This window comes from Sinorhizobium fredii USDA 205, from assembly GCF_001461695.1.
Classification (GTDB): Bacteria; Pseudomonadota; Alphaproteobacteria; order Rhizobiales; family Rhizobiaceae; genus Sinorhizobium; species Sinorhizobium fredii.
Genome location: NZ_AUTC01000077.1, coordinates 55,996 through 70,567, shown reverse-complemented (window position 1 = coordinate 70,567; position 14,572 = coordinate 55,996). Strand labels below are relative to the sequence as shown.

The window sequence follows — 14,572 nt, the reverse complement described above, 5'->3', positions numbered from 1 at the left end:
GGGAAATCGTGCCAAAAGGCCCCCATCCAGAAACAGGGATGTGACGGCATGACCACGGGCGACAAAGCGAAACCTGAAGCGGCTCCGGCAAGCGGAGATATCGACCAGCAGGCACTTTTCTTCCATCGCTACCCTCGCCCCGGCAAGCTCGAAATCCAGCCCACCAAGCCGCTCGGCAACCAGCGCGATCTGGCGCTTGCCTATTCGCCGGGCGTCGCCGCGCCCTGCCTCGCCATCAGGGACAATCCGGAGAGCGCCGCGGATTTCACGGCGCGCGCCAATCTCGTCGCGGTCGTATCGAACGGCACGGCCGTGCTCGGCCTCGGCAATATCGGCCCCCTCGCCTCCAAGCCGGTGATGGAAGGAAAAGCCGTCCTCTTCAAGAAGTTCGCCGGCATCGACGTTTTCGATATCGAGATCGATGCTCCGACCGTCGAACGCATGGTCGACGTGGTTTCCGCCCTCGAGCCGACCTTCGGCGGCATCAATCTCGAGGACATCAAGGCGCCGGAGTGCTTCGAAGTCGAGCGGCAGCTGCGCGAGAAGATGGAGATCCCGGTCTTCCACGACGACCAGCATGGAACGGCGATCATCGTCGCCGCCGCCGTTCTGAACGGCCTGGAACTCGCTGGCAAGGACATTGCCAAGGCGAAGATCGTCGCCTCGGGCGCCGGGGCGGCGGCGCTGGCCTGCCTCAACCTCCTCGTCATCCTCGGCGCCAAGCGCGAAAATATCTGGGTTCACGACCTCGAGGGCCTCGTCTATAAGGGCCGCGAGGTCCTGATGGACGAATGGAAATCCGTCTACGCGCAGGACAGCGCCAATCGCGTACTTGCCGACAGCATCGGCGGCGCCGACGTGTTCCTGGGGCTTTCGGCCGCCGGCGTCCTCAAGCCCGAACTGCTCGCCCAGATGGCCGAAAAGCCGCTGATCATGGCGCTCGCCAACCCGACGCCGGAAATCATGCCGGAAGTGGCTCGTGCCGCGCGGCCGGACGCGATGATCTGCACCGGGCGCTCGGACTTCCCGAACCAGGTCAACAACGTTCTCTGCTTCCCGCACATCTTCCGCGGCGCACTCGATTGCGGCGCCCGCACCATCAACGAAGAGATGAAGATGGCGGCGGTCCGGGCGATCGCCGGCCTGGCGCGCGAAGAACCATCGGATGTCGCGGCCCGTGCCTATTCAGGGGAAACGCCGGTCTTCGGACCCGACTATCTCATCCCCTCGCCCTTCGACCAGCGGTTGATCCTGCGCATCGCCCCGGCCGTTGCCAAGGCTGCCGCCGAAAGCGGCGTTGCCACCCGTCCGATCCAGGATTTCGACGCCTATCTCGATAAGCTCAATCGCTTCGTCTTCCGCTCCGGCTTCATCATGAAGCCGGTCTTCGCGGCGGCCAAGAACGCCCCGAAGAACCGCGTGATCTTCGCCGAAGGGGAAGACGAGCGGGTGTTGCGCGCCGCCCAGGTGCTTCTCGAAGAAGGCACGGCCAAGCCGATCCTGATCGGCCGCCCGCAGATCATCGAAACCCGCCTGCGTCGTTATGGCCTGAGAATCCGTCCCGATGTCGACTTCGAGGTGGTCAACCCGGAAGGCGATCCGCGCTATCGCGACTATGTCGACGATTACTTCGCCCTGGTCGGCCGCCTCGGCGTCATCCCGGAAGCCGCCCGCACCATCGTGCGCACCAACACGACCGTGATTGGTGCGCTGGCGGTCAAGCGCGGTGAAGCGGATGCTTTGATCTGCGGCGTTGAGGGACGCTATAGTCGTCACCTGCGCGACGTTTCGCAGATCATCGGCAAGAAGCCGGGCGTACTCGATTTCTCGGCGCTTAGCCTGTTGATCTCGCAGCGCGGCGCGACTTTCTTCACCGACACCTATGTGAGCTACAACCCGAGCGCCGAAGAGATCGCCCAGACCACCGTGATGGCGGCGGGCGAGATTCGCCGCTTCGGCATCACGCCGCACGCTGCCCTCGTGTCGCATTCGAACTTCGGATCGCGCGATTCCGAAAGCGCCGCCAAGATGCGCGCCGCGCTCAAGCTCGTCCGCGAGCTCGCACCCGACCTCGAGGTCGATGGCGAGATGCACGGCGACGCTGCGATCTCCGAAACGCTGCGCGAGCGGGTGATGCCGAACAGCACGCTGAAGGGCGAAGCCAACCTGCTCGTCTTCCCCAATCTCGATGCCGCCAACATCACCCTCGGCGTGGTCAAGACGATGACCGATAGCCTCCATGTCGGCCCGATCCTGCTGGGCTCGGCGCTGCCGGCGCATATCCTGTCGCCGTCAGTCACGTCCCGCGGTGTCGTCAACATGGCGGCTCTTGCAGTGGTCGAGGCGAGCCATCCCGCTTGAGGAATGGCCTTTGGGCTATCGCGCTTTAGGCGATTCGCTGGCCACCCGCCCCGGAAATGCAACCATGGATTGATTTCGTCCAAAGAGTTGCACCGATTACGAAATATAGCACTAGACAATAACCGCCGGGCTAAACCATGTTTATTCTAGGGGCATGAATCGGTGTTACGGCATGACTAATCAACAGGCTGTCCTCGATCTGCTGGATATCGTGGAGTATCGCGGGTGCGCGGACCCGCAGCAATTCTTCGCCTTGATGCGTCGCACGTTCGATATCGCGCATCTGCTCTATCTCGAAGCGGAACCGACCGCCGACGGGCTCAAGGTCTGCCGCCTGCATCACACCTTCGGAGCCTATGCCGAGGAGCTCTATCTCTCCCGTGGCCTTCACCGGATCGATCCGATCCTCCGGCTTGCACTTGGCGGCGTGAGGCCGGTGGAATGGGCGACCGCACGCCGCCGCTTTCCGGAATGCGAGCCGCTCTTTGAGGCGGCCGAGGACATCGGCTTGTCCACGGAAGGCGTCGCCCTGCCGCTGCCTTCGCCGGCCGGGCGCATGGCACTCCTGGCAATCAGCGGCAACATGTCGTCGACGGAATGGTCCGAGTATCGCCGATGCCATCTGCGCGACTTCCAACTGGCAGCCAATCTTTTTCATGCGTCGATGCTCGAGCAGGCGATGGCAGATGCGATCGACGAGCGCGACACGCGATTGACCAGCCGGGAGACGGAGGTCCTGACCTGGTCGGCAGCCGGCAAAAGCTATTGGGAAATTGCGACGATCCTCGGCATTTCCGAACGCACGGTCCGCTTCTTCATGAGCAATGCGCGCCGCAAGCTCAATGTCGTCTCCAACACGCAAGCGGTTGCGCAGGCGGTGCGCCATGCGTTGATCCCCACCATCTGACAGGTGGATTTACCATCTGGGGTCGAAATCACCCCGGAAACCCCACAAATCTCGTGGGGAATTTCGCCGAACTGAACTGTCACTACCGACAGTTACATGTGTCGCCCGAGCCTGACAGCATCGCTCCATCGCGCAAAAACGATGGAGCGAAAGATGATCAGGATAGTGAACGGAAACGCTCGCGGACAACACCCGCAGGCCATCGACGAAATGTTCCGGCTGCGCAAGCGCGTCTTCCATGACTTCTTGAAATGGGATGTCAAGACCGAGGGCAACTGGGAAATCGACCACTACGACAAGGCCAATCCACTCTATGTGATGTCCTACTCGCCGGAGACCGGAAAGCTGCGCGGTTCGCTCAGACTCCTGCCGACGCTCGGACCGAACATGCTGGACGACACCTTCCCGATCCTGCTCGGCGGAAACCCGGAAATCCGCAGCGCTTCGGTATGGGAATCGAGCCGCTTCTGCATCGAACCGGATATCTCCCAGGACCGGTCTTCGAACCAGGTGACGGTCGCCGCCGCCGAGCTTATGTGCGGGGTCGGAGAATTGGGCCTTGCCTCCGGCGTCAGCCACATCGTCACCGTCACCGACGTCTTCCTGGAGCGGATGTTCCGCCGGATGGGGTGCCCGGGCGAACGCATTGCCGAGCCGCAGAGGATCGGCAATGTCTACGCGGTCGCCATCGCCTGGGAAGTGTCGAGAAGTCTGCTTCAAACAATGAAGGCCGTTGCCGCCATCGAGGGCACCGTGCTCGACCGGCCCATGTCGCTCGAGACCGCAAGGGCGGCGTGATCGATCGCCGGGCCGTTCCCTCGGCCCGGCCCTTTCCTGCTTCGAAACGCATTAACGCAAACGCCGTCTTGTCGTTGCGCCACCACGACAACATCGTATGATGTAGGGAAGGCGCCCCGGCTTGTCCCGCGACCAGTGGGGCGAAATGCAGGAAAAGACGAGTGTCAGTGTTCCGACCTACGGCGTCCCGAAGGATGATGCGCTATGCGGCAGCTTTGCTGCCGCTCGCCTTGGGTATGACCGCGCAAGCCTCCGCCACCGGCGTCTGCGAACGCCTGAGCGCCCGCCTCGCGCAGTTGCCGGCGGCCTTCACCACAACCGCCAATCTCCGCGATTTCACCGGTGCGGTTTCGCGCCAGAACATCGAAATTCGCCGCGCCAAGAACGAACGGCGGCGCATGACATGCAGCAATGACTCGGTCGTCTACATCGACAGCGAAAACGAGGCTGCCTGTGCGGAACTCGACGATGCGATCGTCCGGATGGAGCACAATCTGCGCACCCTCAAGGCGCAACGCCAGCATTTGATTTCCAAAGGCAATGACGACATGCGCCGGCGAATCCTCGCCGCCTTGGAATTGAACGGTTGCTCGGGGGAAGCCGGTCTCAATTGGGACGAGACGATCCAGGACGGGTCCAACCTCGAAGAGGCTCACGTTCAACGCAACATCCTCGAAGATTACCCACCGGACGGCGAAGAGTATCCGCTGCTGTTTGACGGCCCTCCGACGGACGATTTCACGTTCATGGAAAACGGCCCGGCAGGCGGCTTCAGGACCATGTGCGTGCGGACCTGCGACGGAGCGTTTTTCCCGATTTCGTCGAACGCCACGCCGGCCGATTTTGCACGCGATACCGAGCTTTGCCGGGCACGATGCCCCGGCGCCGATACGGAGCTCTACTATCACGTCCTCGCCACCGAGGAGAGTGAGCAGATGGTTTCCGCGTCGACCGGGAGGCCATATACGGAGCTCCCCAACGCCTCGCCTATCGCACGCACGGCGTCGGCGCGCCCGGTATCTGCGGCTGCCAGATTCCCAAGGTCACAGCAGATCAAGACAACAGCACCGCATCAGGAACGAAGCTTTCGGTGGTCAGCCCTTCCGTCGTAACGATCAGAGGCACCGATGCGCCGGCGACCGCACCGTCGCCGGCAAAGCCGGCGGAAGAGCGCCCCTACGACCCGGCGACCAGCAAGGTTCGCGTTGTCGGTCCCGCCTTTCTGCCGCAGGAAGAGAGCGCGATCGATCTCAAGAACCCTCGGGGATCACGCTATCAACCGCTGCAGAATGAATGACGCGCCGCGTGAATACATGTGACGCGCTTTAATCAGGACCGCTTCTCGCCGTCGCGAACGCCCCATCCTTCCTCGAAGATCAGCTCCTCGAGGGGCAAGCGTTGTCGCCAGCCCTTCACGGCCAATTCGGGCTGCTGGTAGAGCCGGTCGACATAGCCGAGACACAGCCAGGCGACGATTTCGATGTGTTCGGGTATCCCGAGGATCGCCTTCACCTCGTCCTCGTGGAAAATGCTGACCCAGCCGACGCCGACCCCCTCGGCCCGCGCCGCGAGCCAAAGGTTCTGGACTGCGCAGACCGTCGAGTAGACGTCCATTTGCGGATTGTGCGTGCGTCCGAGCACCACGGCGCCGCCGCGCGTCCGGTCGCAGGTCACACAAATGCTGAGCGGCGCCTTGCGTATGCCCTCGAGCTTGAGCGACCGATATTGCGCCTGCGCCTCGCCTGAAAACATGCCGGCCGCCTCCTCGTTGGCGCGCCGGAAGGCCCGCCAGACTCTCTCCCGCGTCTCGCTCCGACGGACGAGGACGAAGTTCCACGGCTGCATGAAACCGACGGAAGGGGCGCGATGCGCCGCATCCAGCAAGCGGGCGATCAGCGGCTCGGGCAGCGGTTCGGGCAGGAATTCATCGCGTACGTCGCGGCGCGTCTCGATGGCGCGATAGACGGCAGCGCGCTCGTCCGGCGAAAAAGCACCGGCCGCCGCAAGGCAGCCGCTTGGGTCAGGCAGCATCGTTCGATCCCCAACAATGCACAACCTCCCGCCGTCCATACGGGGCCGGTCTATCTTGCCAGGCCGGTCTTCTGACTTTGGATCACTCGGCTGAACCACCTTCCCAGATCGCTTCAGGATCCAGTGGCAAAACTCTGAAAAAGCTCAGAGTCTCCTTGGCGCAGCCGTCCCCATCACAGCGTTGGGCACGTGCCGGAATTCAACCGGCTTCCCGATTCTCCCGCGACAAGCGGGCACCTGACGGCCGCATATGGGCATAGGCGCCGGCGAAAGGCAAGGCAAGCTCCGGTTTTCGGAACCCCGGGGTCAGGACGCCGGGCTATAGCGAACGAAGGCGAAGGCATCGCCGCTTGGCGACCAGTTCGGGACGTTCATCGTGCCCTGCCCGCCGAAGAGCTCGAAGAGGACACGCGCATTGCCACCCTGTGGATCCATCAGCCGAATCCGCACATCGAGATCGCGCGGGTGGTCGAAGACCTCGCCGTCATAGGAAAGCACCAGCAGATGCTTGCCATCCGGCGACGGGTGCGGGAACCAGTCGCCGTAGGGGCTGTCGGTGATGCGCTGGACATCGCTGCCGTCCGGCCTCACCCGCCAGATCTGCATGCGGCCGGTGCGGCTCGAATTGAAATAGATCCACGCGCCATCCGGCGACCAGTCCGGACCGTCGTTGCGCCCCTCGCCATGCGTCAGGCGCCGCTCCTCGCCGCCATCGACCGAAATCGTATAGATGTCGAAGACCTGGTCGCGGATGCCGCAATAGGCCAAGGTCCGCCCGTCGGGCGACCAGCCGTGCCAATAAGACGGCAAATTTCCCGTCACCAGCCGCGGCGCGCTGCCTTCGATCGGCAGAAGGTAGATCGCCGACTTGCCGAACTCGGTCTTGTCGCTGATCGCCAGTGTTCTGCCGTCGGGCGAAATGCCGTGATCATTGTTGCACTGGCAGGCAAAGCCGGTGTCGATCTCGGTTGGCTCTGCGCCGTCGAAACCAAGCCGATAGAGCCTGCCGTCGCCGTTGACGATGAGGAATTTGCCGTCAGGCGACCAGTTCGGCGCCTCGACGAGCCGCTCCGTCTGCCAGACGACGCGCGCCTCGCCGGTCGCAACATCGAAGATCTCGACCGAGCTGCGCACCGCTAGCCCCTGTCGCGGAAGCGGTTGGTGATCGGATAGCGCCGGTCGCGGCCGAAATTCTTCTTGGTGATTTTCACGCCCGGCGCCGACTGCCGGCGCTTGTATTCGGCAATGTAGAGCAGGTGCTCGATCCGGTGGACCGTCGCCTCGTCATGCCCGCGGGCGACGATTTCCTCGGTGCTCAGTTCCCTCTCAACCAGGCACTCGAGAATATCGTCGAGCACCGGATAGGGCGGCAGTGAGTCCTGGTCGGTCTGGTTGGGCCGGAGTTCAGCCGAGGGTGCCTTGTCGATGATGTTCTGCGGAATGACTTCGCCGGAAGGACCGAGCGCGCCCGGCGGCACGGCACCATTGCGCCAGCGCGACAGTCCATAGACCTGCATCTTGTAGAGGTCCTTGATCGGGTTGAAGCCGCCGTTCATGTCGCCGTAGAGCGTGGCATAGCCCACCGACATCTCCGATTTGTTGCCGGTGGTGACCACCATCGAGCCGAATTTGTTGGAGATCGCCATCAGGATCGTTCCGCGGGTGCGGCTCTGCAGGTTCTCCTCGGTGATCCCCGACTCGGTCCCCTCGAACGTATCGGCGAGCGCATTGAGGAAACCTTCGACCGGCTCCTCGATCGCAACCACGTCATAGTGGCAGCCGAGTGCCTTGGCGCAGGCTTCGGCGTCCTTCAGCGATTCCTGCGACGTATAGCGGTAGGGCAACATGATCGTGCGGACACGCTCCTCGCCGAGCGCATCGACCGCGAGCGCCGCGCAGATCGCCGAATCGATGCCGCCCGAAAGGCCAAGGACAACATTCTTGAAGCCGTTCTTGTTGACGTAGTCGCGAAAGCCCAGCATGCAGGCGCGATAGTCCGCCTCGTCGCTTTCCGGTAGACGCGACTGCAGCCCGTTTGTCGAGACCCACCCGTCCTCGCCCCGCGTCCACTCGGAGATCGACAGCGCCTCCTCGAACTGGCTCATCTGGAAGGCGAGCGAGCGGTCGGCATTGAAGCCGAAGCTTGCGCCGTCGAAGACCAGTTCGTCCTGCCCGCCGAGCTGATTGGCATAGATCATCGGCAAGCCGGTTTCTATGACTTGCCTCAGGACGATCTGATGGCGCACATCGACCTTGCCGCGATAATAGGGCGAACCGTTCGGAGAGAGCAGGATTTCAGCGCCGCTTTCCTTGAGCGTCTCGCAAACGCCAAGCTCGCCCCAAATGTCTTCGCAGATCGGGATGCCGATGCGGATGCCGCGGAAATTCACCGGCCCGGGCATCTCGCCCGCGTCGAAGACTCGCTTTTCGTCGAACTCTCCGTAGTTCGGCAGATCGACCTTGTCGCGGACGGCGACGATCTTGCCCGCGTCCAGCACGGCCACCGAATTGTGCCGCTGCCTGGAGGCCTGACGGGGAAAGCCGATGATCACCCCCGGCCCTCCGTCCGCCGTTTCCGCGGCGAGTTTCTCGACGGCGTGCAGGCACGCGTTCAGGAAGGCCGGTTTCAGCACCAGGTCTTCCGGTGGATAACCGGACATGAAAAGCTCGGTGAACAGCACCAGGTCGGCTCCCTGGCGCGCCGCGTCGGCACGCGCTTCGCGCGCCTTTGCCAGGTTGCCGGCGATATCGCCGACTGTCGGATTGAGCTGGGCTACGGCGATCCGCAGCTTTGAAGGTACGGCTTTCTGTGGGGTCATGGCGGGCCTGTCGGTGTTTTCTCGGCGAATGCATCCAGCTTAGGCTTTGTTCTTATCGCATCCGGCGGCAAAAAACCCACTCCCAAATCGCAGTGCCCGCGGAAAAATCCGAAAAATCCTGCAGTTCCCGTCCGTTAACGGACGGGCCAGCGGCCCTTCGACGCAGCCGGAACCTGGGGATCGTCATAGCCGTTTTGCCATTCATCCCCTGTTCAAGATGACAGTCGTATGACAGTTGAACGAAAGATTTGTGACATTGGAGACGCTGTTGGCCAGTATCGATTCCGCCGCGAGAGGCTCTCAGGTCCTTGTCGAAAGGCCAAGCTTTTCCGCCCGACACGCCAAGACCCTGGCCGGCACCCGCAGCGCGCTGTTTTCGCTCCTGATGGCGATGGCGATTGTCTTTGCGGTCGAGCTCATCGTGCGCCAGTCAGCCTCCGAGACGATCGCCTATTTCATCGATCCGATGCGGCCGGCCTGGACAACGATTGCCGCATTCTTCCTCGTCATGCTGGCGCTCGACGCGCTGTTCGGGCGCGAGCACAAGGGCGCGCTCCTCGTCGCGCCGCTCGGCATCGTCCCGGCCCTTATCTGCCAGCAGAAGCAGGTCTTCCTGTCCGACCCGCTTTATCCGACCGATTTTCTGTTCGGCCGGCAGATCATGGAACTGATGCCGGTGCTGGTGAAAGACAGGCCGTGGACCGCCGTCGGCGTCGTTCTCGGCATTCTGGCGACGGTCATCGCCATCGGACTATTGCTGCGCTACGCCTGGCGCAACTTTCCGAAGCTGACGCGCAGGGAGCGTATCGCACGGGTCGCCTTCGCCCTGCCGCTGCTCGTCGCCTTCTGGAACATCATGGATTACAACCACTTCTCGTGGATCCGCGACAGGCTGCGGGTCATCCCGATCATGTGGGACCAGACCGAGAACTACCGGCACAACGGCTTTGTGCTCGCCTTTGCGATCAACCTGCCGATGGCCAATGTCAGCGCCCCGGCCGGTTACATGGCAGATGCGATCGACCGCATCCCGGTGAAGCCGCTACCCGCAGGAACGACGCATCGCGGCAAGCCTGACGTCATCGTGCTGATGAGCGAGTCCTTCTGGGATCCGACGCGCCTTCCCAAGGTCAAGCTGACGCCAGATCCGATGCCGACGATCCGCGAACTGCAGGGCGGCAATGTCTTCTCGCCCGAGTTCGGCGGCATGACGGCCAATGTCGAATTCGAAGCGCTGACAGGCTTTTCGAACGCCTTCCTTCCCTATGGCAGCATTCCCTACCAGCAATATATCCGCAATCCGATCCCGTCGCTCGCCACCTTTTTCCGCGGCGAAGGCTATGTCTCGCGCGCCATTCACCCCTTCCAGGGATGGTTCTGGAACCGCACCGCCGTATACAAGGCCTTCGGCTTCGATACGTTTCGTTCGGAGGAGAACATGCCGCCGATGCAGAAGCGCGGGATATTCGCCTCGGATGAATCGCTGACAAAAGAGGTCATCCGCCAGGCGGACGCGATGGACGATCCCTTCTTCTTCTTTGCCGTGACGCTGCAGGGCCATGGGCCGTACGAGGCGAATCGCTATCCGAAGAACACCATCAAGGTGGAAGGAGATCTGCCGGAAGCGGACCGCCAGGTTCTCGCGACCTATGCTCAGGGCATCAAGGAAGCCGACGACAGTTTGAAAATGCTCATGGACTGGGCGAAGAACCGGGACCGCGAGACGATTATCGTCCTCTTCGGCGACCATCTGCCGCCGCTCAACACCGTCTATACCAGCACGGGCTACATGAAGGACGTGACGGCAGAGCGCAAGGGCCCGAAGGACCAGATGAAGGCGCAGCACGAAACGCCGCTCGTCGCCTGGTCGAACAAGACCGGTGCGCGCAAGGATATCGGCAGCATCAGCCCGGCCTTTCTCTCCTATCAGATCCTGAAACAGGCCGGCTACGAGCACCCGTATTACACCGGCTTCCTCGGCAAGGTTCACGACCATTTCCGCGTTCTCGATCGCTACATGCTGATCCGCAAGAACGGCAAAGAGGTCGCTGACTGGCTGCGTCAGCCGAAGATCGCCCCGTCGCTGCGCGACTATCGGTTCCTGCAGCACGACATGATGTTCGGCAAGCGCTACAGCACCGAGCGCTTCTTCAAGTCCCACGCCGAACTCTTCAGCGCCGGGTCATAAATCCCAAACAGTAGCGGATTATCGTCCCGGCACCCCTGCCGGGACGATACCATTTCGGGCGCCTTGCTCAGCAATATGCCGAAGCCACATTCTTACGGCGGCCCGAGGTCCGTCGCGAATCTACAAGCGGCCTCCCCAATAAAGCGTCAACTGCTGCGCGAGTCAGCACTCCCTAAAATTCAAAGAGATACGGTAGTTTAACCATTTGCGCGCATCGTACAGATGCATGGACATGCCAAAATCAACTGTGAATTTCGCGGAGACGCTGCTATGTCCGTTTTCCAGCGCCACTCAGAAGCGTCGAACGCCAGCAACCGTTGTTGGGCAAAGAGCGTCAGCCGAAATGTGAACGCTCACCGTTCTAACATTTGCGTGAACCCAAACGGCGGGCTTGCGCGTTTAGACCAAGGTGAGATTTTATGTTGATTGCACCAAGGCACGGAGAAATCGGGGCGTTCGGTGCATGGAGAGATCTGGAGCACGCGCAGAAGATGCAGCGGCTTGCTGAGACGGATGAAGCCGAACGGAAGACTACACCCGCCTTCACGGTGGATGCACTATTGCAAAATCCTCAGTTCCTTGAGGTCTTGCAGGTCGGCGCGCGTACCCTGATTTCCATGAACGATCTTTTTCCGCGTATCGCGCGCCTCGTGGCGGCCCACCAGAAATGGATGCTCACGCAGGCCGCCTATGCTCTCCATCTGGAGCGCGACCGAGACAATGCCGACTCGGGCATCACGGCAGCGCGACTACTTAAAATCATGCGCGAAACCGGCGCTGCCAGCCGGAACACGGCAACGGCCTTCCTTGCAGAACTCATCGCCTACAAACTGCTCCGCCCCGCGAATGGCGGGCGCACCAAGAGGACTCGCCCACTCGAGCCGACCGAGATCAGCGAGAACGCCATGCGGCTCTGGTTCAAGACGCAGATGAGCACACTCGATCTATTGGATGGAGGATCGCGGGTAAGACGCGTCGAAACTGATCCGGTCATATTTGAGCGCGCTCAGCCTCTTGTCGCAAGACGGCTGCTCTCGGACACGAGATGGACGCAGCCCCCGGAAAGCGTTTCGATCTTCGTCTGGTCCGAATCCGGCGGGGTAATTCTCGACGACCTCATGGCACGCCCCCCAAGTCTCCTCGCTGTCAACGGCAAGGTCTGGGTAGACGTCAACCTTGCGAGACTTGCGGAGCGCTACCTCATCTCGAACACCCATATTCGCCGCCTGTTCGCGCGTGCCGAAGCGGCCGGCTTCATCGGCAAGGGGGACGACGGGGCGCGTGGCCGGTTCTGGATGAGCAGCCGGCTTGTCGAGGAATACGCCTCGTGGGAAGCCGTCAAGTTCGAGGCACTGGCGGATGCCTTCGATCAATCCGCAGTCGAACATCGCTGATAACAAGTGTCTTACCGAGACTCCGCAAAGCGCGGCAGGTCGTCGCGGATGTCGTAAAAGTCACCCTTGTCGGCGCAGAAGATGTGATAGCCGGGCTCGAGGCCGGTCGGCCCGTCAAATGTTCCCGCCAGGATCGAGGTATAGTCGAGATCGTCCCCCTTCCAGAACAGCGCCGAACCGCAATGCCGGCAGAAGCCGCGCCGCGCTGTGCTGCTGGAGCGATACCAGGTAATCTCGCCGGCGCCCTGGACATCCATATGGCTGTCGAGCACATTCGTGGCGGCGTAGTAGAGCCCCGTCTGCTTGCGGCATTGCGAACAATGGCAATAAATCAGCTCCCTCAGCTTGCCTCGCGTCTTGAAGCGCACCGCGCGGCAAAGGCAGCCGCCTTCGTGGATGTCCGTCATTCCCCTCTCCATTGCAGCAAAAAGCCGGGTCAGCTTCACAAAGCTGACCCGGCCCTGTCAAATTCAGAAGTCGCGCCCATGGTTCAGAAATATTGAGCCATCGGCCGCGGCTGCGGTCGCTCAGGCGTTGACCACCATCTTCTTCTCGTCGCGGCCACCCTTCATCCGCTCGGCAAGCAGGAAGGCGAGCTCCAGCGCCTGATCGGCGTTGAGACGCGGATCGCAATGGGTATGGTAGCGGTCGGCAAGGTCGTCACCGGAGAGCGCGCGTGCGCCGCCGGTGCATTCTGTCACGTCGTTACCGGTCATCTCGATGTGGATGCCGCCCGGATGGCTGCCCTCGGCGCGGTGGATCTGGAAGAAGCTTTCGACTTCCGAGAGGATCCGTTCGAACGGACGGGTCTTGTAGTTGTTGAGCGTGATCGTGTTGCCATGCATCGGATCGCAGGACCAGACGACCTTCTTGCCTTCGCGCTCGACGGCGCGGATCAGGCGCGGCAGGTGCTCTGCGACCTTGTCGTGGCCGAAGCGGCAGATCAGCGTCAGGCGGCCCGCTTCGTTGGCGGGGTTCAACAGGTCGATCAGTTCCAGGAGACCGTCGGCGGTCAGTGACGGACCGCATTTCAGCCCGAGCGGGTTCTTGATGCCGCGGCAATATTCGACATGCGCATGGTCCGGCTGGCGCGTACGGTCGCCGATCCAGATCATATGGCCGGACGTGGCGTACCAGTCGCCGGAGGTCGAATCGACGCGCGTCAGCGCCTGCTCGAAGCCGAGCAGCAGCGCCTCGTGGCTGGTGAAGAAGTCGGTCTCGCGCAGGCTCGGATGGTTCTCCGAGGTGATGCCGATCGCCTTCATGAAATCCATCGTCTCGGAAATCCGGTCGGCGAGCTTGCGATAGCGCTCGGCCTGCGGGCTGTCCTTGACGAAGCCGAGCATCCATTGATGCACGTTCTCGAGATTGGCGTAGCCACCCATCGCGAAGGCGCGCAACAGGTTAAGCGTTGCGGCGGACTGGCGATAGGCCATGATCTGCCGCTCCGGGTTGGGGACGCGCGCCTGCTCGGTGAATTCAATGCCGTTGATGATGTCGCCGCGGTAGCTCGGCAGCGTGACATCGCCCTGCTTCTCGACGCCCGAAGAGCGCGGCTTAGCAAACTGGCCGGCGATGCGGCCGACCTTGACGACCGGCTGCTGGGCCCCGAAAGTCAGCACCACCGCCATCTGCAGGAAAGCGCGGAAGAAGTCGCGGATCGTGTCGGCGCCATGCTCGGCGAAGCTCTCGGCGCAGTCTCCGCCCTGCAGCAGGAAGCCACGGCCTTCGGCCACATTGGCGAGCGCACTCTTCAGACGCCGAGCCTCGCCGGCAAAGACGAGCGGCGGAAACTTCGCAAGACGGCCTTCCACGGCCTCGAGCGCTGTGAGGTCCGGATAGTCCGGCACCTGCTGAATGGGTTTTTGCCGCCAGCTGTTCGGAGTCCAAGTCTGTGCCATTTCCATCACCTGTTGTCTGACGCGGCCGGGGCCGCATCGCGCCCCTCAAGCCGCCCGGCATTCGGAGAGTTTGATCGAACCGGCAAGCTGGCCGGTCCAAGCCGCCACATCCGCACGAGCCGGTCACGTCGCGGATGCGGGCTTATAAACGCTAACAGGAGGCTTGGAAAGCC

General features: G+C 62.3%; 10 protein-coding genes, 1 pseudogene and 1 riboswitch. Of the genes and pseudogenes, 6 read left to right on the top strand and 5 right to left on the bottom strand.

Going from position 1 to position 14,572, the window contains the following annotated elements; translation table 11 throughout:
* The first annotated feature begins 48 nt into the window (after positions 1-48).
* The 4 genes and pseudogenes from N181_RS09130 to N181_RS09115 all read left to right on the top strand — a co-directional run bounded on the left by N181_RS09130 (position 49) and on the right by N181_RS09115 (position 5,363).
* On the top strand, positions 49-2,361 hold the full coding sequence (locus N181_RS09130; protein WP_037396621.1) for an NADP-dependent malic enzyme: 2,313 nt from the start codon (positions 49-51) through the stop codon (positions 2,359-2,361).
* 172 nt (positions 2,362-2,533) lie between these two features.
* The gene (locus tag N181_RS09125; protein WP_037396624.1) at positions 2,534-3,268 is read left to right on the top strand and encodes a helix-turn-helix transcriptional regulator; all 735 of its coding nucleotides are present in this window, start codon (positions 2,534-2,536) and stop codon (positions 3,266-3,268) included.
* Between the two features lie 153 nt (positions 3,269-3,421).
* Positions 3,422-4,066: an acyl-homoserine-lactone synthase gene (locus tag N181_RS09120; protein WP_014328534.1), complete on the top strand. Its 645-nt coding sequence runs from the start codon at positions 3,422-3,424 to the stop codon at positions 4,064-4,066.
* 194 nt (positions 4,067-4,260) lie between these two features.
* Positions 4,261-5,363 (top strand): annotated as a pseudogene (locus N181_RS09115) (DUF2865 domain-containing protein).
* Between the two features lie 32 nt (positions 5,364-5,395).
* Here the strand turns inward: N181_RS09115 and bluB are convergent.
* The 3 genes from bluB to N181_RS09100 all read right to left on the bottom strand — a co-directional run bounded on the left by bluB (position 5,396) and on the right by N181_RS09100 (position 8,916).
* The gene (bluB, locus tag N181_RS09110; protein ID WP_037396627.1) at positions 5,396-6,097 is read right to left on the bottom strand and encodes a 5,6-dimethylbenzimidazole synthase; all 702 of its coding nucleotides are present in this window, start codon (positions 6,095-6,097) and stop codon (positions 5,396-5,398) included.
* Between the two features lie 44 nt (positions 6,098-6,141).
* Positions 6,142-6,353, bottom strand: a riboswitch (cobalamin riboswitch).
* Positions 6,354-6,403: 50 nt separating this feature from the next.
* Complete coding sequence (locus N181_RS09105; RefSeq protein WP_037396629.1) at positions 6,404-7,231, bottom strand: TolB family protein; 828 nt, start codon at positions 7,229-7,231, stop codon at positions 6,404-6,406.
* 2 nt (positions 7,232-7,233) lie between these two features.
* A complete protein-coding gene (locus tag N181_RS09100; protein WP_037396632.1) occupies positions 7,234-8,916 on the bottom strand; it encodes an NAD+ synthase in 1,683 nt (560 codons plus the stop codon).
* A gap of 268 nt (positions 8,917-9,184) precedes the next feature.
* Between N181_RS09100 and N181_RS09095 the strand changes: the two genes are divergently transcribed.
* Positions 9,185-11,104 carry an LTA synthase family protein gene (locus tag N181_RS09095; protein ID WP_086018623.1) on the top strand — a complete coding sequence of 640 codons (1,920 nt, stop codon included), beginning with the start codon at positions 9,185-9,187 and terminating at the stop codon, positions 11,102-11,104.
* Positions 11,105-11,595: 491 nt separating this feature from the next.
* Complete coding sequence (locus N181_RS09090) at positions 11,596-12,498, top strand: hypothetical protein (RefSeq protein WP_050984079.1); 903 nt, start codon at positions 11,596-11,598, stop codon at positions 12,496-12,498.
* Between the two features lie 11 nt (positions 12,499-12,509).
* Here the strand turns inward: N181_RS09090 and N181_RS09085 are convergent, their stop codons facing one another.
* Both N181_RS09085 and N181_RS09080 read right to left on the bottom strand, forming a co-directional pair.
* Positions 12,510-12,905: a GFA family protein gene (locus tag N181_RS09085; RefSeq protein ID WP_014328541.1), complete on the bottom strand. Its 396-nt coding sequence runs from the start codon at positions 12,903-12,905 to the stop codon at positions 12,510-12,512.
* Between the two features lie 120 nt (positions 12,906-13,025).
* Positions 13,026-14,399 (bottom strand): class II 3-deoxy-7-phosphoheptulonate synthase, encoded by a 1,374-nt coding sequence (locus N181_RS09080; RefSeq protein WP_014328542.1) that lies wholly within the window; start codon positions 14,397-14,399, stop codon positions 13,026-13,028.
* Between the last annotated feature and the right edge of the window lie 173 nt (positions 14,400-14,572).

What these genes read in the sequence shown, in the direction of transcription:
- bluB (WP_037396627.1), bottom strand. Translation starts at nt 6,097, where the DNA reads ATGCTGCCTGACCCAAGCGGCTGCCTTGCGGCGGCCGGTGCTTTTTCG.
- N181_RS09085 (WP_014328541.1), bottom strand. Translation starts at nt 12,905, where the DNA reads ATGACGGACATCCACGAAGGCGGCTGCCTTTGCCGCGCGGTGCGCTTC.
- N181_RS09080 (WP_014328542.1), bottom strand. Translation starts at nt 14,399, where the DNA reads ATGGCACAGACTTGGACTCCGAACAGCTGGCGGCAAAAACCCATTCAG.
- N181_RS09130 (WP_037396621.1), top strand. Translation starts at nt 49, where the DNA reads ATGACCACGGGCGACAAAGCGAAACCTGAAGCGGCTCCGGCAAGCGGA.
- N181_RS09120 (WP_014328534.1), top strand. Translation starts at nt 3,422, where the DNA reads ATGATCAGGATAGTGAACGGAAACGCTCGCGGACAACACCCGCAGGCC.
- N181_RS09090 (WP_050984079.1), top strand. Translation starts at nt 11,596, where the DNA reads ATGCAGCGGCTTGCTGAGACGGATGAAGCCGAACGGAAGACTACACCC.
- N181_RS09100 (WP_037396632.1), bottom strand. Translation starts at nt 8,916, where the DNA reads ATGACCCCACAGAAAGCCGTACCTTCAAAGCTGCGGATCGCCGTAGCC.
- N181_RS09125 (WP_037396624.1), top strand. Translation starts at nt 2,534, where the DNA reads ATGACTAATCAACAGGCTGTCCTCGATCTGCTGGATATCGTGGAGTAT.